Genomic DNA, 21,101 nt, shown 5'->3' on the forward strand with positions numbered 1-21,101 from the left:
CGACTCAGCTTAAGACCGCCCCGATGATGGCGACATGCTACCAAACCGCGACCGATAATCACTCGGCGCCAGCCCGGTGATTTTCTTGAAAGTCGCGCGAAACGCTCCCGGATCCTGATAGCCCACCGTCCACGCAATATGGTCGATGGTGCCGTTGGTGAACTCGAGCATTTCCCGGGCCTTGCCGACCCGCAGGTGCTGACAGTATTCGGTGGGTTTCAGGCCGGTCGCCGCGCGGAAACGGCGCAGGAAAGTACGTTCTTCGAGGCCCGCGCGTTCGGCCATCGCCGTCAGCGAGACATCGGTCGCGCCGTTGCCTTGCAGCCAGTGCTGAACCTTGAGAATCGCCCGGTCGCCATGATTGAGGATCGGGGCGAAATTGCTGCCGCAGGCACTGGCGCTGTCGCTGTGTTCCACCACCAGGAATCGCGCGGTCGCGCTGGCGATGCTCGGCCCGAGCAGACGATCGACCAGCCGTAGCCCCAGCTCCGACCAGGCCATCAAACCGGCCGTGGTGATCAGGTCGCCGTCATCGACAATCGGTGTGTCGGCTTTGAGTTTAATGTGTGGATATCGCTCCGCGAACGCCTTGGCTGACGTCCAGTGCGTGGTGGCGCTGCGACCGTCGAGCAGACCGCTTTCGGCCAGCAGCAGAGAACCGACGCACACCCCGCCGAGGGTGGCGCCGCGGGCGTGTTGCTCGCGCAGCCAGTGAATCAGCCCGGTGGGCACCTGGGCTGCCGAAAAACCGCCAATGGACGGCGGAATCACGACCGCCACCAGACCCGCTTCGGCGCCAGGGTCGCTGTCGTGGACCCGCACCGGCGATTGATCGCCCTCGACCTGCCAATGGCTGACCCGCAAGCGCGGCAACTGCGCACTCTGGTGCTCGGCAGCGACCCGGTTGGCCACCGCGAACAGGTCGGTCAACCCATGCACCGCCGCCAGCTGCGCGCCGGGATAGATCAGCACACCCAGTTCGACGACTGCCGGTTTCGCGTCCATTGTCAGTTTTCCCCTGTGTATTGTCGGTGCGGCCAATCCTCGAAAACGTGGTCGGCGCCAATACTGAGCCCACACCCAACGTTCACTTCGAGGACACACCCATGGCCAAGCAAGCGCTCATCGTAGTCGATATCCAGAACGACTACTTCCCCCAAGGCAAGTGGCCGCTGGCCGGTGCCGACGCCGCCGCCGACAACGCCGCCCGGCTGATCGCGGCGTTCCGCGAGGCCGGTGATTCGGTGGTGCACATCCGCCACGAATTCACCTCGCCCGAAGCGCCGTTTTTTACTCCGGGCTCCGAGGGCGCCAAGCTGCATCCGAAAGTGCTCAACCGCGCCGACGAGCCGGTGGTGCTCAAGCATTTCGTCAACTCGTTCCGCGAAACCGAGCTGCAATCGATCCTCGACGAACAGGGCATCAAGGAGCTGGTGGTGGTCGGCAGCATGAGCCACATGTGCGTCGACGGCATCACCCGTGCGGCGGCAGATCTGGGCTACAGCGTCACGGTGATTCACGATGCCTGCGCCAGCCGTGACCTGGAATTCAACGGCCTGACCGTGCCGGCCGCCCACGTGCATGCGGCATTCATGTCGGCGCTGGGGTTTGCCTACGCCAGCGTGGTGTCCACCGACGAGTTCCTCGCTGCCAGCCGCTAAGCCCTGCTCTGATACAACCAGAAAAATCTGCGCCCGCCTCGCTGCGGGCGTTTTTTCGCGTGTCATAAAAATCTCACGCGTGAGCCATTGATGGCACTTTGAATTGGTTGTAGTGTTGCTCACGCGTGAGATGTTCATAACGGAGTCATCGCCATGAAAAGCCGCTCCCCTGCCACTAAGTCAGAGAGCCCAAAGGGAGTGCGCTCGACACCGTCCGCAAAAAAACCGTCGAGCTTCTATATGAAGCAGATGCGCGCGGGCCTGGCTGCCGCCGGTTATGTGAAACACGAAACTTGGGTGCTTCCGGAAAACCGAAGCTTGCTCAAGCAAATGGAGCAACAGCTACGCCAACCGATTCTGGCTGGCTCATTCATGTCGGAGAATTACATGAGCGCAGGCAACAACTGGAACATCGATAGCCTCTACAACGCTTTCAAGGCGCTGGACGAGGTGGCTTCGCAAGAGATCACGCTGTCTCTGATCCAGAGCTCCGAACCCAGCCTCAAGCTGGAAATGAACGAATTCGGCGGTCTGCCGATTCACATCGCCCTCGCCGGTCAGCAGATCATCGTCGACACCGTGCTGGTGGACATCGATTCGATCACCGACGTGCGCGCGTTCAACGACGCCGTACTGCGCAGCCGGGAAATGTTCCCGCTGTCGTCGATCGGCATCGAGACCATGCCCAACGGCCAGACCGTCTACAGCATGTTCGGTGCACTGAGTGCCGACTCGAGCCTGACCAACGTGGTCACCGAGGTGAAAACCCTGGTCGACAACGTGCAGCGCGCCAGCGAAGCCTTCGAACACTTCTTCAAGTAATCAACAGGGAATATCCAATGACTCAGTCCATCTGGAGCAAGTTGTTCACCGCGCTGCGCGGCGGCGCCAACGAAGTCGGCGAAGCGATCGCCGACCAACAGGCCCTGCGCATCCTCGATCAGGAAATCCGTGACGCCGACAGCGCGCTGTCCAACGCCCGTCGCGAACTGGTCACCATCATGGCCAAGCACAAACTCTCCGCCGACCGCGTGAGCGAGTACGAAGCCAAGATCAGGGACCTGGAAGCCAAGGCCGTTTCCGCCCTGAACGCCGGCCGTGAAGACCTGGCGCTGGAAGTGGCCGAAGCGATCTCGACCCTGACCAACGACCTGGGCGTCGAGAAGAAGCAGAGCGACGAGTTCGGCACCTACGCCGACAACATGCGCAAGGACATCAACAAGGCCGAAGCGCGAATCAAGAGCCTGCGCCAGCAAGTGGACATGGCCAAGGCCCGTGAAAGCGTGCAGAAGGCTCAGGTCAGCGCCTCGATCGCCAGCGGCGGCGCCAACGGCAAGCTGGAAACCGCTGTCGGCACTCTGAACCGTCTGCAAGCCAAGCAGCAGCAACGCGCTGCCGAGCTGAGTGCTGCCGACGAGCTGGCCGATGCGTCGACCGGCAACGACCTGGATCGCAAGCTGCGCGAAGCCGGCATCACGCCGAACGAAGGCAGCGCCAACGCTATCCTTGAGCGTCTGAAGCAGAAGTCCGTCCAGTAACGGCGGCGAGAAAAAAGAAGGGCACCGGGTGCCCTTCTTTTTTGCCTGCTCGTTTGTCACGAGGCCGGTACACTAGCGGCGTTTTGCCAACGAATATCTCCACCCGCTTCAAGGAATGTACCCATGGGATGGTTCAAAGATTTGCTCGGCACCAGCAACTGGCAGTCGGCCGCGCCGGCGTCCGGGTCTGCCGGCGGCCCGCTCGGACTGGCGCAGGGCAAGGCGATCCGCTTCGACACGACCCTCGGCCTGTTGCTCGACGGCAGCACCTCGGTGCGAGTTCCCGACGCCCAGGCCATCTGGAGCGCCGGCTGGATCGACCTCGGTCAGTCGAACAAACTGCATCGCTACTACCTGAACGACGAAGAATTCTGGGTACAGATCCATGTCACGGGCGACGACCAGATCGAGTCGGTGACGCTGTTCAATTACGTCAGCTACGTGACGGTCAACAGTGACGCCGAACTGCAGCGCCTGGCCGGCCCGAACAGTCAGATCGGCCTGCCGACCTATCGCCACGAAGGTGTCGAATACACCCGTGAATGGGGCACCGAACGCGGCCAGACCGAACTGGTGCCGCTCACCGAACAGGTGATCAACCCGGACGAGTCCTACACCATCAACCATCACTCGATGCTCTACGCCCGCGAGACCGGCCTGACCGATCGCCGCGAGCTCTTGCTGTTCTCCGTCGAACAGGACGAGGAAGGCACTGTCAGCCTGAGCACGTCGCTGGGCATCTCGCTGTACACCACCGATTTGAGCACCATTTAAAAGGAAGTTTTCCATGCTGGAAGCGTTGTCCATTTCCCTGAACAAAGCCGCGCTGGTCGGTTTCGTTGCCTACCTGATCGGCGCCGTGCTGCTGTTCATGCTGTTTCAGTTCGTCTACACCCGCGTCACGCCACACAAGGAATTCGAGCTGATCCGTTCCGGCAACGTCGCCGCCGCCATTGCCCTGTCCGGCGCAATCATCGGTTTCGCGATTCCGGCGAGCAACGTGATCGCCCATTCGATCAACGTCCTCGACTTCGTCCTCTGGGCGGTGATCGCAGCGGTGGTGCAATTGTTGGCCTTCCTGGCCACCGGGCTGGTGCTCAAGGGCACGTCCCAGCGCATCGCCAACGGTGAAATCGCTGCGGGCATCTATGTGGCGGCGGTGGCGATCAGCGTCGGCATGCTGAACGCCGCGTGCATGACCCCGTCCTACTGATCGGCAGGAAGCCTGAGATGAAACGAAGCAAGTACGTTCAACTGTCGCTGGCCGCTTCGGTGGCCCTGGCGATTTCCGGTGAAGTGGCCGCCCAGGAACAGCAACGCAACTTCCAGAGCGTCGAACAATGCGTCGACGCCGAACTGGCACCGGATGTCTGCTCGAACGCGTACGTCGCGGCCCTGGCCGAACACCGGCGGATCTCCCCGGCCTACGACGACAAGGCTGCCTGCGACGCGGACTTTGCCGCTGACTGGTGTCAGAAAAATTCCGCCGGCCGTTTCGTGCCGAAACTCGGTGGCTTCAAGGTGCCGCAGGACGGTGAGCCGGCGCAGAACCTCGATGCGATCGCCAATGCGCAGATGCCTGCCGGCGATGCGGCTGCCGTACAGAGCAATCAGACCAGCACTTCGCACTCGTCCAGCGGTGCAGGCAACGGCTGGCTCACCGGATGGCTGATCGGCAATGCCATGAGCAACAACCGCGCGAGCGACTCGCGGCCGGTTTATCGCGAGCGCAATACCCGCCAGACCTACGACACCTCGACGCTGAACCGTCGGATCGAGTCGGCACCAAGCCGCAGTCAGCGGGACTACGACAGCGATTACCGCAAACCGGTCAACGTCGCCTCCTCCACCTCCCGTGGCGGTTTCGGCAGCCAGTCCAGCGCACGCAGCGGTTGGGGCGGCTGGGGCCGTTCGAGCAGCTGACCATGAAGAAGATCCACTGCGCCGAGCGCCACGACTGGAAACAGACCGCCGAAAGCCTCGGTTTTCTGTTTCACACCATCGACGACGAGCCGTACTGGGACGAGCGCGCCTACTACCAGTTCACGCTCGCGCAGATCGAAAACGACCTGGAAGATCCGACCACCGAGCTGCATGAGATGTGCATGGACCTGGTCGACCGCGTCGTGCACAGCGAAGAACTGCTGGATCGCCTGAGCATCCCGTCGCCGTACTACGACATGATCCGAACGTCCTGGCTGGAAGGTCATCCGCATCTGTACGGGCGTATGGATTTCTCCTACAGCGGCAACGGCCCGGCGAAACTGCTCGAACTCAACTACGACACGCCCACCAGCCTTTATGAAGCGGCGGCGTTCCAGTGGGGCTGGCTGGAGCAGTGCATCGAGCGCGGGCTGCTGCCGCGCCATGCCGACCAGTTCAACAGCATCGACACCCGGCTGCACGAAGCCTTCGCCCAACTGAAACTCACGCGGCCGTTTTACTTCGCCTCGATGAAAGACTCGGTCGAAGACAAGGGCACCACGGATTACCTGCGGCTGATCGCAGAAAAGGTCGGCATCGAATCGCGGCACATCGACATCGAAGACATCGGCCTGAGCGCTGACGGTCGTTTCGTGGATCTCGAAGACCGCTGGATCCCGCACCTGTTCAAACTGCACGCCTGGGAATTCATCTTCCACGAGCCGTTCGGCGCGGCGATTGCCGAGTGCGACACCCAGTTTTTCGAACCGGCGTGGAAATCCATTCTCTCCAACAAGGGCGCCCTGCCCCTGCTATGGGAGTTTCACAAGGGCCACCCGAATCTGCTCGCCGCGCACCTCGACCCGAACCCGGGCAGCGCGGTGCCCAAGGGTTGGGTACGCAAACCGTACTTCTCCCGGGAAGGCGCCAACATCGAATTGCAGACCGCCGAAGGTCTGATCGTCAAAGAGGATGGGCCCTACACCGATGCGCCCTTCATCCTGCAGGAGTTTGCCCCTTTGCCGAAGTTCGACGACAGCTACACGTTGATCGGTTCGTGGGTAATCGGTGATCAGGCGGCGGGGATTGGTGTGCGGGAAGACAATAGTCTGATTACCAAGGATTCGAGCCGGTTTCTGCCGCATCTGATTCTTGACTGAAAAAACCTGCGCGCATGAAAAAGGCCCGTCGTGTTAAGCGACGGGCCTTTTTTATTTAGCGCGGATACAGCAGCGAATCAGAACGGAATATCGTCATCGAAGCTGTCGAAATCCGGAGCCGGTTGCGGTGCGGCCTGCTGCGGAGCCGGAGCCGAACGCTGCTGAGGTGCCGACTGCTGCGGACGCGGAGCCTGTTGGCGTGGCGCCTGCTGCTGATAGTTGTTGCCACCGCCTTGTTGGTCGCCCTGTTGTGGACGGCCGCCGAGCAGTTGCATGGTGCCTTGCATGTCGACCACGATCTCGGTGGTGTAACGCTTGATACCGTCTTTTTCCCATTCACGGGTCTGCAGCTTGCCTTCGATGTAAACCTGCGAACCCTTGCGCAGGTATTCGCCGGCGATTTCGGCAACCTTGCCGAACATCGATACGCGGTGCCACTCGGTCTTCTCGACCTTCTGACCGGTCTGCTTATCGGTCCACTGCTCGCTGGTCGCCAGACTCAGGTTGGTCACGGCGTTACCGTTGGGCAGGTAGCGTACTTCGGGATCCTGGCCGCAAGTACCGACCAGAATGACTTTGTTAACCCCACGGGCCATAACGTTCTCCTAGGCTTCGCACGCAGTCTGCGCCGGGTTGTTCACCAGGCGTTCGAGAGTGGTGCGATCCATTAATTCGGTGTCCAGTTTGATGTAGATCGCCGCTTCATCAGCGACTATCACTGCATCAGTTACCCCTACGAGGGCCTTGAGACGCTCGACCAGACCCGCTTCGCGGATCGCTTCGGGCGACAGCGGCAGGCGCAGGCTCGTCACGTAGGGAGGTTCGCGCATGGTAACAGCAAAGGCCAGCCAAAGTGCAGCCAGCCCGGCACATCCGAGGAACACAACCGACAGACCGCCATGCTGGAACATCCAGCCGCCGAGAATACCGCCGAGTGCCGAACCGAGGAACTGACTGGTGGAGTACACGCCCATGGCCGTGCCCTTGCCACCTGCCGGTGAAACCTTGCTGATCAGCGACGGCAGCGAAGCTTCCAGCAGATTGAACGCGGTGAAGAACACCACCGTCCCGATCACCAGAGCCCGCAGGCTGTCACCGAACTGCCAGAAGAATAGCTCAGTGAGCATCAGCGTCATCACGGCGCCGAGCAAAACTCGTTTCATTTTACGTTTCTTCTCGCCATAGATAATGAACGGGATCATGGCGAAGAAAGAAATCAGCAGCGCGGTGAGGTAGACCCACCAGTGCTGTTCCTTGGGCAGACCGGCCTTTTCGACCAGCGCCAGGGGCAGAGCGACGAAGCTCGACATCAACATCGCATGTAACACAAAAATGCCCAGGTCCAGCCGCAGCAGATCCGGGTGCTTGAGCGTCGGCATCAACGCCTGACGTGCAACGCCGGACTCGCGGTGGCTCAGCGGCCCGGTGGATTTCGGCACCATGAACATCACGATCACGATACCGATCAGCGCCATGCCACCGGTGGCGAGGAACAGGCCGGACAAGCCGAATGCACGGGTCAGCAGCGGGCCGACCACCATCGCCACGGCAAACGACAGGCCGATGGTCATGCCGATCATGGCCATGGCTTTGGTGCGGTGCTGTTCGCGGGTCAGGTCGGAGAGCAAGGCCATGACCGCCGCAGAAATAGCGCCGGCGCCCTGCAGGATCCGCCCGGCAATCACGCCCCAGATCGAATCGGCCTGGGCCGCCAGCACGCTGCCGAGGGCAAAGACGATCAGCCCAAGGTAAATCACCGGACGCCGGCCGATGCGGTCGGAAATGATCCCGAACGGAATCTGGAAAATCGCCTGGGTCAGGCCGTAAGCGCCGATCGCCAGCCCGATCAGGGCCGGGGTCGCTCCCGCCAGATCCATGCCGTAGGTCGCCAGTACCGGCAACACCATGAACATGCCAAGCATACGGAAGGCGAACACCAGGGCCAGACCGCTCGCCGCGCGGGTCTCGCTGCCACTCATGCGTTCGCTGTGGGGATCGTGCATGGAAAAACCTCGTGTGAACCGGCGGCGATTCTACCAGTCCCATCGAGAGACGGGGTATATCGCGACGCTTTGACGCGTACAGATGAAACTCTCTTCATGTAAGGCAAAAAACCCTTCACTTGATAGTGTGCATCCATCCAGTATTTGGCCGTATACTCCTGTGTTTTCGACGCCCGCCGAGCGAGGCCATTTTGGACAAGATCCTGATTCGTGGGGCCCGCACCCACAACCTGAAGAACATCGACCTGACCCTGCCACGGGACAAACTGATCGTCATCACCGGCCTGTCCGGATCCGGCAAGTCGTCCCTGGCCTTCGACACGCTGTACGCCGAAGGTCAGCGCCGCTATGTCGAATCCCTGTCGGCCTATGCCCGGCAGTTCCTGTCGATGATGGAAAAACCCGACGTCGACACCATCGAAGGCCTGTCGCCGGCGATCTCCATCGAACAGAAGTCGACCTCGCACAACCCGCGCTCCACGGTCGGCACCATCACCGAAATCTACGACTACCTGCGTCTGCTCTATGCGCGCGTCGGTACGCCGCGCTGCCCGGATCACGACATTCCGCTGGAAGCCCAGACCGTCAGCCAGATGGTCGACCTGGTGTTGGCCCAGCCGGAAGGCAGCAAGCTGATGCTGCTGGCGCCGGTGATTCGCGAGCGCAAGGGCGAGCACCTGTCGGTGTTCGAAGAACTGCGCGCCCAGGGCTTCGTCCGGGCCCGGGTCAACGGCCGGCTCTGCGAGCTGGACGAACTGCCGAAACTGGATAAACAGAAGAAGCACACGATCGAAGTCGTGGTCGACCGTTTCAAGGTTCGCGCCGACCTGCAGCAGCGTCTGGCGGAATCCTTCGAGACCGCGCTGAAGCTGGCGGACGGCATCGCGCTGGTGGCGCCGATGGACGACGAGCCGGGCGAAGAGATGATCTTCTCCGCGCGCTTCGCCTGCCCGATCTGCGGCCACGCGATCAGCGAGCTGGAACCCAAGCTGTTTTCCTTCAACAACCCGGCCGGCGCCTGCCCGACCTGCGACGGTCTGGGAGTGAAGCAGTTTTTCGACATCAAGCGACTGGTCAACGGTGAACTGACCCTGGCCGAAGGTGCGATACGCGGCTGGGACCGGCGCAACGTCTATTACTTCCAGATGCTCGGCTCACTGGCCGCGCACTACGGCTTCAGTCTTGAGCAGCCGTTCAACGAATTGCCGGCTGATCAGCAGAAGTACATCCTGCACGGCAGCGGCTCGCAGAACGTCGATTTCAAATACCTCAACGACCGGGGCGACATCGTCAAACGCTCGCACCCGTTCGAAGGCATCGTGCCGAATCTCGAGCGCCGCTACCGCGAAACCGAATCGGCGAGCGTGCGCGAAGAACTGGCGAAGTTCCTCAGCACCCAGTCGTGCCCGGATTGCCGTGGCACCCGCCTGCGTCGCGAAGCGCGGCACGTGTGGGTCGGCGAGAAAACCCTGCCGGCGGTGACCAACCTGCCGATCGGCGACGCCTGCGATTACTTCGGCGCGCTGAAGATGACCGGGCGCCGTGGCGAGATCGCCGACAAGATTCTCAAGGAAATCCGCGAGCGCCTGCAATTCCTGGTCAATGTCGGTCTCGACTATCTGTCGCTGGATCGTAGTGCCGACACGCTATCTGGCGGCGAGGCACAGCGGATTCGTCTGGCCAGCCAGATCGGCGCGGGCCTGGTGGGTGTTCTCTATATCCTTGATGAACCGTCCATTGGTCTGCACCAGCGCGACAACGATCGCCTGCTCGGCACCCTCAAACACCTGCGCGACATCGGCAACACGGTGATTGTGGTCGAGCACGACGAAGACGCGATCCGTCTGGCCGACTATGTAGTGGATATCGGCCCGGGCGCCGGCGTTCATGGCGGACAGATCGTCGCCGAAGGCACGCCGGACGAAGTCATGGCGCATCCAGATTCGCTGACCGGTAAGTACCTGTCGGGCCGGGTGAAGATTGAAGTGCCGGCCAAGCGCACACCGCGCAACAAGAAGCAGGTGCTGTCGCTCAAGGGTGCGCGGGGCAACAACCTGCGCAACGTCGACCTGGAAATCCCGATCGGCCTGCTGACTTGCGTGACGGGTGTTTCCGGTTCCGGCAAATCGACGCTGATCAACAACACGCTGTTCCCGCTGAGCGCAACGGCACTCAATGGCGCGACCACCCTGGAAGCCGCAGCCCACGACAGCATCAAAGGCCTGGAACATCTGGACAAGGTCGTCGATATCGACCAGAGCCCGATCGGCCGTACGCCACGCTCCAACCCGGCGACCTATACCGGGCTGTTCACGCCGATCCGCGAACTGTTTGCCGGGGTTCCCGAGTCCCGCTCCCGTGGTTACGGCCCGGGGCGTTTCTCGTTCAACGTCAAGGGTGGTCGTTGCGAAGCCTGCCAGGGCGACGGTCTGATCAAGGTGGAAATGCACTTCCTGCCGGACATCTACGTTCCGTGCGATGTGTGCAAGAGCAAGCGCTACAACCGCGAAACCCTGGAGATCAAATACAAGGGCAAGAGCATCCACGAAACCCTCGAAATGACCATCGAGGAAGCGCGGGTGTTCTTCGACGCGGTGCCGGCGCTGGCGCGCAAGCTGCAAACGCTGATGGACGTGGGCCTGTCGTACATCAAGCTCGGGCAGTCGGCCACGACGCTGTCTGGTGGTGAAGCACAGCGGGTCAAGTTGTCCCGCGAGCTGTCCAAGCGCGACACCGGCAAGACCCTGTACATCCTCGACGAGCCGACCACCGGTCTGCACTTCGCGGATATTCAGCAACTCCTCGACGTACTGCATCGCCTGCGCGACCACGGCAACACCGTGGTGGTGATCGAGCACAACCTCGACGTGATCAAGACGGCCGACTGGCTGGTGGATCTCGGCCCCGAGGGTGGTTCGAAAGGTGGCCAGATCATCGCCACCGGTACGCCGGAGGAAGTGGCCGAGATGAAACAGTCTCACACCGGGCATTACCTCAAGCCGCTGTTGATCCGCGATCGGGCCTGATCGCCGGGCATGAAAAAGCCCCTGTCACTTCGTCAGTGACAGGGGCTTTTTTGTATCGGCTGCAATCAGGACGCGTGGGACTGCAGGTAGTTCTGGATACCGATCAGTTTGATCAGGCCCAGCTGCTTTTCAAGCCAGTAGGTGTGATCTTCTTCGGTGTCATGCAACTGAAGCTTGAGGATATCGCGGCTTACATAGTCGCCATTCTTTTCACACAGCTCGATGCCTTTGCACAGTGCAGCACGAACCTTGTACTCAAGGCGCAGATCCGCTTCGAGCATGGTCTCAACCGTGGTACCAACATCCAGGTCATCCGGGCGCATGCGCGGAGTGCCTTCGAGCATCAGAATCCGGCGCATCAGCGCATCGGCGTGACCGGCCTCTTCTTCCATCTCGTGGTTGATTCGTTCGTAGAGCTTGGTGAATCCCCAGTCCTCATACATCCGCGAGTGAACGAAATATTGGTCACGCGCGGCCAGTTCGCCGGTCAGCAACGTGTTGAGGTAATCGATAACGTCTGGGTGGCCTTGCATCGCCCTACATCTCCCTGCTTGAAAGTCTGTAGTTTGAACCAACCTGACTGGAAGGTCACTCACTTCACGCAATAAAAGCGAAGATATTCTGAGAAAAGCAGCCTAAATAACGCAAAAACCGCCCTAATGAGGGCGGTTCTGCTTCTCGTTTAGACTTCGTTAAGCTGTACGTTGAGCAGCTTTGCGATTGCTTCTCCGTACGCTGGGTCGGCCTTGTGGAAATGCTGCAACTGACGGTCGACGACATCACTCGACACACCCGCCATCGCGCCGGCAATGTTGCTGACCAACAACGCTTTCTGTTCGTCGCTCATCAAGCGGAACAGCGCACCGGCGTGGCTGTAGTAGTCGGTGTCTTCGCGGTGATCGTAGCGATCAGCCGCGCCGCTCAGGGCCAGCGCAGGCTCGGCATAATGTGGCGCTTGTTTCGGCGACTCTACGTAGCTGTTCGGCTCGTAGTTAGGCGCTGCACCACCATTGCTGCCAAAAGCCATCGAACCATCACGCTGGTAAGTATTCACCGGGCTGCGCGGAGCATTCACTGGCAGCTGTTGGTTGTTGGTGCCTACACGGTAGCGGTGGGCATCGGCGTATGCGAAGACACGACCTTGCAGCATGCGATCCGGTGACAGACCTACGCCAGGCACCATGTTGCTTGGACCGAACGCAGCTTGCTCGACTTCCGCAAAATAGTTGAGCGGATTACGGTTCAGTTCCAGCTCACCCACTTCAATCAGCGGGAACTCCTTCTGCGACCAGGTTTTGGTCACGTCGAACGGGTTCTCGTAGTGAGCAGCAGCCTGGGCCTCGGTCATGATCTGGATGCACACGCTCCATTTCGGGAAGTCACCACGCTCGATGGCTTCGAACAGATCACGCTGGGCGTAATCGGGATCTGTGCCCGCCAGACGTGCCGCGTCTGCCGGCGCGAGGTTCTTGATCCCTTGCTTGGTCTTGTAGTGCCACTTCACCCAGTGACGCTCGCCTTGAGCGCTGATCAGGCTGTAGGTGTGGCTGCCAAAACCGTGCATGTGGCGATAGCCGTCCGGGATACCCCGATCAGAAAACAGAATGGTGACCTGGTGCAGCGCTTCAGGCGAATGCGACCAGAAGTCCCACATCATCTGCGCACTTTTCAGGTTGCTCTGCGGCAGGCGTTTCTGGGTGTGGATAAAGTCAGGAAATTTCAGCGGATCGCGAATGAAGAACACCGGCGTGTTGTTGCCGACGATGTCCCAGTTGCCTTCTTCGGTGTAGAACTTGAGGGCGAAGCCACGCGGATCGCGCTCGGTGTCGGCCGAGCCACGCTCACCACCGACCGTTGAAAAACGCAGGAAGGTCGGCGTCTGTTTGCCGACAGCAGAGAACAGCTTGGCGCTGGTGTACTGCGTAATGTCGCGAGTGACCGTGAAAGTGCCATATGCGCCCGAACCCTTGGCGTGTACACGACGCTCGGGAATGTTTTCCCGGTTGAAGTGAGCAAGCTTCTCGATCAGGTGGAAATCATCGAGCAGCAACGGACCACGAGGGCCGGCGGAGCGAGAGTTCTGGTTATCAGCGACAGGTGCGCCACTGGCGGTCGTAAGCGTCTTGTTCTGGCTCATGCGATCTTCATCCTCTATCGGTCTTGAACTGCCGGCTAATCGGCTTGTTGGGGAGTATCGATCATCAATATGACAGCCACAAATTCATTAACTTATGGTCATCAATAGAGAAAAACTAACACCAAATCCCCGCACATAGTGCAGACCCAAACAGGGTAGAAGCTTGTACGAACCGCGCATTTCTTACAGGCACAAAAAACCGGGCACTAGGCCCGGTTCCTTGTTTCAGACTGATGTCTTACTCAGCGGATACAGCTTCACCGCCGACAGCACGATCAACCAGTTCGACGTACGCCATAGGCGCGTTGTCGCCAGCGCGGAAACCGCACTTGAGGATGCGCAGGTAGCCACCCTCACGGGTAGCGTAACGCTTGCCCAGGTCGTTGAAGAGCTTACCAACGATAGCTTTCGAACGAGTACGGTCGAAAGCCAGACGACGGTTAGCAACGCTGTCTGTCTTGGCCAGAGTGATCAGCGGCTCGGCAACGCGGCGCAGTTCTTTGGCTTTTGGCAGAGTAGTTTTGATCAGCTCGTGCTCGAACAGCGACACCGCCATGTTCTGGAACATGGCCTTGCGGTGCGAGCTGGTGCGGCTCAGGTGACGCCCACTTTTACGATGACGCATGGTTCATTCCTTACCAAACACTACGTTCGGTGATTACGACGATCAGGCAGTCGCCTTGTCGTCCTTCTTAAGACTTGCAGGCGGCCAGTTGTCGAGGCGCATGCCGAGGGACAGACCGCGGGAGGCCAGAACGTCCTTGATTTCAGTCAAGGATTTCTTGCCCAGGTTCGGAGTCTTCAACAGCTCTACTTCGGTACGCTGAATCAGGTCGCCGATGTAGTAGATGTTTTCCGCCTTAAGGCAGTTAGCCGAACGTACAGTCAGTTCCAGATCGTCAACCGGGCGAAGCAGGATCGGATCGATCTCGTCTTCCTGCTCGACAACCACTGGCTCACTGTCACCTTTGAGGTCGACGAACGCAGCCAACTGCTGTTGCAGAATGGTTGCAGCGCGGCGGATAGCCTCTTCAGGATCCAGAGTACCGTTGGTTTCCAGATCAATAACCAGCTTGTCCAGGTTGGTACGCTGTTCGACACGGGCGTTTTCCACCACGTATGCGATACGGCGAACCGGGCTGAACGAAGAGTCAAGCTGCAAGCGACCGATGCTGCGGCTTTCGTCTTCATCGCTCTGACGCGAGTCTGCTGGTTCATAACCACGACCACGAGCTACGGTGAGCTTCATGTTCAGGGCGCCGTTAGACGCCAGGTTAGCGATTACGTGATCGGGATTAACGATCTCGACATCATGATCCAGCTGAATATCGGCAGCGGTAACCACCCCCGAACCCTTCTTCGACAAGGTCAGCGTAACTTCGTCACGACCGTGCAGCTTGATGGCCAGACCTTTAAGGTTCAACAGGATTTCAATTACGTCTTCCTGTACACCTTCGATGGCGCTGTACTCGTGGAGCACACCGTCAATCTCGGCCTCGACTACTGCGCAGCCGGGCATTGAGGACAACAGGATGCGGCGCAGCGCGTTGCCCAGGGTGTGGCCAAAACCACGCTCGAGAGGCTCGAGAGTGATCTTGGCGCGGGTTGGACTGACAACCTGCACATCAATGTGGCGGGGTGTCAGGAACTCATTTACCGAAATCTGCATGGATGCACCTATTTTCTAGCCCTTACTTGGAGTAGAGCTCGACAATCAGGCTTTCGTTGATGTCGGCGGACAGATCACTGCGAGCAGGAACGTTCTTGAAAACGCCCGACTTCTTCTCAGTGTCTACTTCTACCCATTCTACGCGGCCACGTTGGGCACACAGATCGAGAGCTTGGACAATGCGAAGTTGGTTTTTTGCTTTCTCGCGAACAGCAACCACGTCACCAGCACGAACCTGGTAGGACGGAACGTTTACGGTCTGACCGTTAACGCTGATCGACTTGTGCGATACCAGCTGACGGGATTCGGCACGAGTCGAACCAAAGCCCATACGGTATACAACGTTGTCCAGACGGCATTCGAGCAGTTGCAGCAGGTTTTCACCGGTTGCACCTTTCTTGCCAGCAGCTTCTTTGTAGTAGCCGCTGAACTGACGCTCGAGAACGCCGTAGATACGACGGACCTTCTGCTTTTCACGCAGTTGGGTGCCGTAGTCGGACTGGCGACCGCGGCGTTGGCCGTGGATACCAGGTGCTGCTTCAATGTTGCACTTCGATTCGATCGCGCGCACGCCGCTCTTCAGGAAGAGATCGGTGCCTTCGCGACGAGCGAGTTTGCATTTTGGACCAATGTAACGAGCCATTCTTTACAATCTCCTGGATTACACGCGGCGCTTCTTCGGCGGACGGCACCCGTTGTGCGGGATTGGCGTCACGTCGGTGATGCTGGCGATCTTGTAGCCACAGCCGTTCAAAGCGCGGACTGCGGATTCACGACCTGGACCTGGACCCTTGACGTTCACGTCGAGGTTTTTCAGGCCGTATTCCAGCGCAGCTTGACCAGCACGCTCAGCAGCTACTTGAGCAGCGAACGGGGTGGACTTGCGGGAACCGCGGAAACCCGAACCACCGGAGGTAGCCCAGGAAAGAGCGTTACCTTGACGGTCGGTGATGGTCACGATGGTGTTGTTAAAAGAAGCATGGATGTGGGCGATGCCATCAACCACTGTCTTTTTAACTTTTTTACGAGGACGAGCAGCAGGTTTTGCCATGATTAAATTCCTGTCGATTCGCTGGGGCGATTACTTGCGGATCGGCTTACGCGGACCTTTACGGGTACGCGCGTTGGTCTTGGTACGCTGACCGCGTACTGGCAGACCACGACGATGACGCAGACCGCGATAGCAACCGAGGTCCATCAAGCGCTTGATTTTCATGTTGATTTCGCGACGCAGGTCACCTTCAGTGGTGAACTTCGCCACTTCGCCACGCAGCTGTTCAATCTGCTCGTCGCTCAGATCCTTGATCTTTGCGGCTGGGTTTACCCCAGTCTCTGCACAGATCTTCTGTGCAGTAGTGCGACCAACACCATAGATGTAGGTCAGCGAGATAACAGTATGCTTGTTATCTGGAATGTTAACGCCTGCAATACGGGCCATTCAGTGGGACTCCAATTGACAGCTACCTACGCCCCGGAAGCCAAGAAATAGGGCGCGAGATAATATCGCTGTAATAACAAATAATCAACCCGGTAGCGCACTAGCTACCGGGCTTGAAGCACAATCACACTCAGCCTTGGCGCTGTTTGTGACGCGGTTCCGCGCTGCAAATTACTCGAACAACACCTTCGCGGCGAATAATCTTGCAGTTACGGCACAGCTTTTTCACCGATGCACGAACTTTCATCACCAACTCCTCGAACCTTATGGGTACTCAGCGCAACATGCCGCTGCCGTAACCCTTCAGGTTGGCTTTCTTCATCAGGGATTCGTACTGGTGCGAAACGAGGTGCGATTGTACTTGGGACATGAAGTCCATCACAACCACGACCACGATCAGCAACGAGGTCCCGCCAAGGTAGAACGGAACGTTTGCTGCAACCACCAGGAACTGGGGCAACAAGCACACGGCCGTCATGTAAAGAGCACCGAACATGGTCAAGCGAGTCAAAACGCCATCAATATAGCGTGCGGACTGCTCACCTGGACGGATGCCCGGAATAAAGGCACCGGACTTCTTCAGGTTTTCCGCTACGTCTTTCGGATTGAACATCAACGCCGTATAGAAGAAGCAGAAGAAAATAATCCCTGCACTAAACAGCAGAATATTCAACGGCTGACCAGGAGCGATCGACTGCGAGATGTCCTGCAACCAGCCCATACCTTCAGACTGACCAAACCAGGCACCCAACGAAGCCGGGAACAGCAAAATGCTGCTCGCGAAAATAGCCGGAATAACACCGGCCATGTTCACCTTCAGCGGCAAGTGGCTTGTCTGCGCAGCAAAAACCTTGCGGCCCTGCTGACGCTTGGCGTAGTGAACAGCGATACGACGCTGACCACGCTCAATGAACACCACGAAACCGATAATCGCTACTGCCAGCAAACCGATGGCAACCAAAGCGAAGATGTTGATATCGCCCTGACGCGCAGACTCGAAAGACTGCCCGATTGCTCTCGGAAGACCGGCGACGATACCCGAAAAAATCAACATCGAGATACCGTTGCCTACACCACGCTCAGTAATCTGCTCACCCAGCCACATCATGAACATCGCGCCAGCCACAAACGTGGAGACCGCGACGAAATGGAAGCCAAAGTCACCAGTGAACGCAACGCCCTGCCCCGCCAGACCAATGGACATGCCAATGGCCTGAACGAGAGCGAGGACGACGGTGCCGTAGCGGGTGTACTGGCTGATCTTGCGACGGCCAGCTTCACCTTCCTTCTTCAACTGCTCCAGCTGCGGGCTGACGGCGGTCATCAGCTGCATGATGATCGATGCCGAAATGTACGGCATGATCCCCAGTGCAAAGATGCTCATCCGTTCCAGCGCGCCGCCGGAAAACATGTTGAACAAGCTAAGAATGGTCCCCTCATTCTGTCGAAACAGGTCTGCGAGTCGGTCCGGGTTGATACCTGGAACCGGGATGTGTGCGCCTATTCGGTAGACGATAATCGCCAGGAACAGAAAACGCAGACGAGCCCAAAGTTCAGACATACCGCCTTTGCCGAGCGCAGAGAGAGCACCTTGCTTAGCCATTTATTCCTCGAACTTGCCGCCAGCTGCTTCGATAGCCGCACGCGCACCTTTGGTGGCGCCGATTCCCTTGCCGATAGTGACAGCGCGAGTCACTTCACCGGACAGCATGATTTTCACACGCTGTACGTTGACGTTGATCACGTTGGCATCTTTCAGGGACTGCACGGTGACGATGTCGCCTTCCACTTTAGCCAGCTCGGACAGACGCACTTCTGCGCGATCCATGGCTTTCAGGGAAACGAAACCGAACTTCGGCAGGCGACGATGCAGCGGCTGTTGACCGCCTTCAAAGCCTGGAGCAATGGTGCCACCGGAGCGGGAAGTCTGACCTTTGTGACCACGGCCACCAGTCTTACCCAAACCACTACCGATACCACGGCCCGGACGATGCTTTTCGCGACGGGAACCCGGCGCTGGACTCAGATCATTGAGTTTCATCGATTAACCCTCGACACGCAGCATGTAGTAAGCCTTGTTGATCATCCCGCGATTCTCGGGAGTATCCTGGACTTCTACAGTGTGACCGATGCGACGCAGACCCAGACCCTTAACGCACAGTTTGTGGTTAGGGATGCGGCCGGTCATGCTTTTGATCAGCGTAACTTTAACGGTAGCCATGATTACTTGATCTCCTCAACACGCAGGCCACGTTTGGCTGCAATGGATTCAGGAGACTGCATGGCCTTCAGACCCTTGAAAGTGGCGTGAACCACGTTTACAGGGTTAGTCGAGCCGTAGCACTTGGCCAGAACGTTCTGAACGCCAGCAACTTCGAGGACAGCACGCATAGCGCCGCCAGCGATGATACCGGTACCTTCAGAAGCAGGCTGCATGTACACCTTCGAAGCGCCATGGGCAGACTTCATTGCGTACTGCAGAGTGGTGCCGTTCAGATCAACCTGGATCATGTTGCGGCGAGCAGCTTCCATTGCCTTCTGGATCGCAGCAGGCACTTCACGCGACTTGCCACGGCCGAAGCCAACACGCCCTTTACCATCACCAACCACGGTCAACGCGGTGAAAGTGAAGATACGGCCGCCTTTAACGGTTTTGGCTACGCGGTTAACTTGAACCAGCTTCTCGATGTAGCCTTCGTCGCGCTTTTGGTCGTTATTTGACATAACTTAGAACTCCAGCCCAGCTTCACGAGCAGCATCAGCCAGCGCTTTAACGCGGCCGTGGTACTTGAAGCCAGAGCGGTCGAAAGCCACCTGCGAGACGCCAGCGGCCTTAGCACGCGTAGCGACCAGCTGGCCAACCTTAGTGGCCGCGTCGATGTTGCCAGTGGCGCCATCACGCAGTTCTTTATCCAAAGTCGAGGCGCTTGCCAGGACTTTGTTGCCGTCGGCCGAAATGACCTGGGCGTAGATGTGCTGCGAAGAGCGGAACACGCAGAGACGCACGACTTCGAGTTCGTGCATTTTCAGGCGTGCTTTGCGAGCGCGACGCAGTCGAGTAACTTTTTTGTCGGTCATTTGCTATGCCCTACTTCTTCTTGGCTTCTTTACGACGGACGACTTCGTCCGCGTAGCGCACACCTTTGCCTTTGTACGGCTCTGGTGGACGGAAGTCGCGGATCTCGGCGGCCACTTGACCTACCAGCTGCTTGTCGATGCCCTTGATCAGGATATCGGTCTGGCTAGGAGTCTCAGCGGTGATGCCTTCCGGCAGTTCGTAATCCACTGGGTGCGAGAAGCCAAGAGCCAGGTTCAGCACCTGACCTTTTGCTTGCGCTTTGTAACCAACACCGACCAGCTGGAGCTTACGCTCGAAGCCTTGGCTTACGCCCTGGACCATGTTGTTTACCAACGCACGAGTGGTACCGGCCATTGCGCGAGTCTGTTGATCGCCATTGCGAGCAGCAAAACGCAGCTCACCGGCTTCTTCAACGACTTCAACGGACGAATGGACGTTCAGTTCAAGAGTACCCTTGGCACCCTTCACCGAAAGCTGTTGGCCTGCGAATTTTACTTCGACACCGGCTGGCAGCTTAACGGGGTTCTTAGCGACGCGAGACATGCTTATCCCCCCTTAGAACACAGTGCAAAGAACTTCGCCGCCGACACCGGCAGCGCGCGCAGCACGATCAGTCATCACACCTTTGTTGGTGGAGACGATAGACACACCGAGACCGCCACGTACTTTTGGCAGCTCTTCGACGGACTTGTACTGACGCAGGCCTGGACGGCTAACGCGCTTCACTTCCTCGATGACCGGACGGCCTTCGAAGTATTTCAGCTCGATGGACAGCAGTGGTTTGGTTTCGCTGCTGATCTGATAACCCGCGATGTAACCTTCGTCCTTCAGGACTTTTGCTACAGCCACCTTCAACGTGGAAGACGGCATGCTTACGACGGACTTTTCAGCCATCTGGGCATTACGGATTCGAGTTAGCATGTCCGCTAACGGGTCCTGCATACTCATGGGCTAGACGCTCCTAATACAGAAAAATTAGCCTTGCGGCTACTACTTGTCGCCGAGAAATTCCGGGTATAAAAAACACGGGCTCAGGCGAGCCGGTCATTCTAGACATACCCCAGAAATGAATCAAGCCCCAAAAGGGGCTTGATTCAAGTTCAAGGCCACCGATGGTCAGGTTCTTTCGACCCCGACCATCAAGGCTTTGACAGCAATTACCAGCTGGCTTTAACCAGACCTGGAACGTCACCACGCATTGCCGCTTCACGCAGTTTGTTACGGCCGAGGCCGAACTTGCGGTAAACGCCGTGCGGACGACCAGTCAGGCGGCAACGGTTACGCATGCGCGAAGCGCTTGCGTCACGTGGTTGCTTCTGCAGAGCTACGGTAGCTTCCCAACGCGCTTCTGGACTTGCGTTCAGATCAACGATGATAGCTTTCAGCGCTGCACGCTTGACGGCGTACTTGGCAACGGTGAGCTGACGCTTCAGCTCACGGTTTTTCATGCTCTTCTTGGCCATTTTC

27 protein-coding genes are annotated in these 21,101 nt (G+C 58.6%); 8 read left to right on the top strand and 19 right to left on the bottom strand.

What is annotated here, in order from left to right:
* Positions 1-9: 9 nt before the first annotated feature.
* The gene (locus tag CAF90_RS27505) at positions 10-1,005 is read right to left on the bottom strand and encodes a GlxA family transcriptional regulator (RefSeq protein WP_085609129.1); all 996 of its coding nucleotides are present in this window, start codon (positions 1,003-1,005) and stop codon (positions 10-12) included.
* A 101-nt stretch (positions 1,006-1,106) separates the two neighbouring features.
* Between CAF90_RS27505 and CAF90_RS27510 the strand changes: the two genes are divergently transcribed.
* From CAF90_RS27510 to CAF90_RS27540, 7 genes are all read left to right on the top strand, one after another.
* The gene (locus tag CAF90_RS27510; RefSeq protein ID WP_085609130.1) at positions 1,107-1,661 is read left to right on the top strand and encodes a cysteine hydrolase family protein; all 555 of its coding nucleotides are present in this window, start codon (positions 1,107-1,109) and stop codon (positions 1,659-1,661) included.
* A gap of 153 nt (positions 1,662-1,814) precedes the next feature.
* Positions 1,815-2,483: a YjfI family protein gene (locus tag CAF90_RS27515; RefSeq protein WP_085609131.1), complete on the top strand. Its 669-nt coding sequence runs from the start codon at positions 1,815-1,817 to the stop codon at positions 2,481-2,483.
* A 17-nt stretch (positions 2,484-2,500) separates the two neighbouring features.
* Positions 2,501-3,199 carry a PspA/IM30 family protein gene (locus CAF90_RS27520; RefSeq protein WP_085609132.1) on the top strand — a complete coding sequence of 233 codons (699 nt, stop codon included), beginning with the start codon at positions 2,501-2,503 and terminating at the stop codon, positions 3,197-3,199.
* Between the two features lie 123 nt (positions 3,200-3,322).
* Positions 3,323-3,973 (top strand): DUF2491 family protein, encoded by a 651-nt coding sequence (locus tag CAF90_RS27525; RefSeq protein WP_085609133.1) that lies wholly within the window; start codon positions 3,323-3,325, stop codon positions 3,971-3,973.
* Positions 3,974-3,986: 13 nt separating this feature from the next.
* Positions 3,987-4,412 (top strand): DUF350 domain-containing protein, encoded by a 426-nt coding sequence (locus tag CAF90_RS27530; RefSeq protein ID WP_007955627.1) that lies wholly within the window; start codon positions 3,987-3,989, stop codon positions 4,410-4,412.
* 17 nt (positions 4,413-4,429) lie between these two features.
* Complete coding sequence (locus CAF90_RS27535; RefSeq protein ID WP_085609134.1) at positions 4,430-5,122, top strand: DUF1190 domain-containing protein; 693 nt, start codon at positions 4,430-4,432, stop codon at positions 5,120-5,122.
* A 2-nt stretch (positions 5,123-5,124) separates the two neighbouring features.
* Positions 5,125-6,282, top strand: coding sequence for a glutathionylspermidine synthase family protein (locus CAF90_RS27540; protein WP_085609135.1), 1,158 nt, complete (start codon positions 5,125-5,127; stop codon positions 6,280-6,282).
* Positions 6,283-6,359: 77 nt separating this feature from the next.
* On the opposite strand, the gene CAF90_RS27545 is transcribed toward CAF90_RS27540, so the two are convergent.
* Entirely contained in the window at positions 6,360-6,878 is a 519-nt protein-coding gene (locus CAF90_RS27545) for a single-stranded DNA-binding protein (RefSeq protein WP_003228709.1), read from the bottom strand.
* Positions 6,879-6,887: 9 nt separating this feature from the next.
* Positions 6,888-8,285 carry an MFS transporter gene (locus CAF90_RS27550; RefSeq protein WP_085609136.1) on the bottom strand — a complete coding sequence of 466 codons (1,398 nt, stop codon included), beginning with the start codon at positions 8,283-8,285 and terminating at the stop codon, positions 6,888-6,890.
* A 191-nt stretch (positions 8,286-8,476) separates the two neighbouring features.
* On the opposite strand from CAF90_RS27550, the gene uvrA reads away from it, so the two are divergent.
* Positions 8,477-11,311 carry an excinuclease ABC subunit UvrA gene (uvrA, locus tag CAF90_RS27555; protein WP_085609137.1) on the top strand — a complete coding sequence of 945 codons (2,835 nt, stop codon included), beginning with the start codon at positions 8,477-8,479 and terminating at the stop codon, positions 11,309-11,311.
* Positions 11,312-11,376: 65 nt separating this feature from the next.
* On the opposite strand, the gene bfr is transcribed toward uvrA, so the two are convergent.
* The 16 genes from bfr to rpsN all read right to left on the bottom strand — a co-directional run bounded on the left by bfr (position 11,377) and on the right by rpsN (position 21,097).
* On the bottom strand, positions 11,377-11,844 hold the full coding sequence (bfr, locus tag CAF90_RS27560) for a bacterioferritin (protein WP_007955633.1): 468 nt from the start codon (positions 11,842-11,844) through the stop codon (positions 11,377-11,379).
* A 149-nt stretch (positions 11,845-11,993) separates the two neighbouring features.
* Positions 11,994-13,448: a catalase gene (locus CAF90_RS27565; RefSeq protein WP_085609138.1), complete on the bottom strand. Its 1,455-nt coding sequence runs from the start codon at positions 13,446-13,448 to the stop codon at positions 11,994-11,996.
* Between the two features lie 238 nt (positions 13,449-13,686).
* Positions 13,687-14,073: a 50S ribosomal protein L17 gene (gene rplQ / locus CAF90_RS27570; RefSeq protein WP_007955635.1), complete on the bottom strand. Its 387-nt coding sequence runs from the start codon at positions 14,071-14,073 to the stop codon at positions 13,687-13,689.
* Positions 14,074-14,115: 42 nt separating this feature from the next.
* The gene (rpoA, locus tag CAF90_RS27575) at positions 14,116-15,117 is read right to left on the bottom strand and encodes a DNA-directed RNA polymerase subunit alpha (RefSeq protein ID WP_003186012.1); all 1,002 of its coding nucleotides are present in this window, start codon (positions 15,115-15,117) and stop codon (positions 14,116-14,118) included.
* 22 nt (positions 15,118-15,139) lie between these two features.
* Positions 15,140-15,760, bottom strand: a complete 621-nt coding sequence (gene rpsD / locus CAF90_RS27580) for a 30S ribosomal protein S4 (RefSeq protein WP_003176404.1) — start codon at positions 15,758-15,760, stop codon at positions 15,140-15,142.
* A gap of 18 nt (positions 15,761-15,778) precedes the next feature.
* Positions 15,779-16,168 carry a 30S ribosomal protein S11 gene (gene rpsK, locus CAF90_RS27585; protein ID WP_002555466.1) on the bottom strand — a complete coding sequence of 130 codons (390 nt, stop codon included), beginning with the start codon at positions 16,166-16,168 and terminating at the stop codon, positions 15,779-15,781.
* A 30-nt stretch (positions 16,169-16,198) separates the two neighbouring features.
* Positions 16,199-16,555 carry a 30S ribosomal protein S13 gene (gene rpsM / locus CAF90_RS27590; RefSeq protein WP_009045849.1) on the bottom strand — a complete coding sequence of 119 codons (357 nt, stop codon included), beginning with the start codon at positions 16,553-16,555 and terminating at the stop codon, positions 16,199-16,201.
* A gap of 130 nt (positions 16,556-16,685) precedes the next feature.
* On the bottom strand, positions 16,686-16,802 hold the full coding sequence (rpmJ, locus tag CAF90_RS27595) for a 50S ribosomal protein L36 (protein WP_002555468.1): 117 nt from the start codon (positions 16,800-16,802) through the stop codon (positions 16,686-16,688).
* A gap of 27 nt (positions 16,803-16,829) precedes the next feature.
* A complete protein-coding gene (gene secY, locus CAF90_RS27600; RefSeq protein WP_003228718.1) occupies positions 16,830-18,158 on the bottom strand; it encodes a preprotein translocase subunit SecY in 1,329 nt (442 codons plus the stop codon).
* Positions 18,159-18,596: a 50S ribosomal protein L15 gene (gene rplO, locus CAF90_RS27605; protein WP_003228720.1), complete on the bottom strand. Its 438-nt coding sequence runs from the start codon at positions 18,594-18,596 to the stop codon at positions 18,159-18,161.
* 3 nt (positions 18,597-18,599) lie between these two features.
* Positions 18,600-18,776, bottom strand: coding sequence for a 50S ribosomal protein L30 (gene rpmD, locus CAF90_RS27610; RefSeq protein ID WP_003176408.1), 177 nt, complete (start codon positions 18,774-18,776; stop codon positions 18,600-18,602).
* Positions 18,777-18,778: 2 nt separating this feature from the next.
* Positions 18,779-19,279 carry a 30S ribosomal protein S5 gene (rpsE, locus tag CAF90_RS27615; protein ID WP_007955637.1) on the bottom strand — a complete coding sequence of 167 codons (501 nt, stop codon included), beginning with the start codon at positions 19,277-19,279 and terminating at the stop codon, positions 18,779-18,781.
* A gap of 3 nt (positions 19,280-19,282) precedes the next feature.
* Positions 19,283-19,633 (bottom strand): 50S ribosomal protein L18, encoded by a 351-nt coding sequence (rplR, locus tag CAF90_RS27620; protein ID WP_003186037.1) that lies wholly within the window; start codon positions 19,631-19,633, stop codon positions 19,283-19,285.
* 10 nt (positions 19,634-19,643) lie between these two features.
* Positions 19,644-20,177 (bottom strand): 50S ribosomal protein L6, encoded by a 534-nt coding sequence (gene rplF, locus CAF90_RS27625; protein ID WP_011336170.1) that lies wholly within the window; start codon positions 20,175-20,177, stop codon positions 19,644-19,646.
* Between the two features lie 12 nt (positions 20,178-20,189).
* Positions 20,190-20,582, bottom strand: coding sequence for a 30S ribosomal protein S8 (rpsH, locus tag CAF90_RS27630; RefSeq protein ID WP_011336171.1), 393 nt, complete (start codon positions 20,580-20,582; stop codon positions 20,190-20,192).
* A 209-nt stretch (positions 20,583-20,791) separates the two neighbouring features.
* Positions 20,792-21,097, bottom strand: coding sequence for a 30S ribosomal protein S14 (gene rpsN / locus CAF90_RS27635; RefSeq protein ID WP_007955639.1), 306 nt, complete (start codon positions 21,095-21,097; stop codon positions 20,792-20,794).
* Positions 21,098-21,101: the final 4 nt, after the last annotated feature.

The sequence above is a fragment of the Pseudomonas sp. B37(2017) genome (assembly GCF_002112885.1).
Classification (GTDB): Bacteria; Pseudomonadota; Gammaproteobacteria; order Pseudomonadales; family Pseudomonadaceae; genus Aquipseudomonas; species Aquipseudomonas paraglycinae.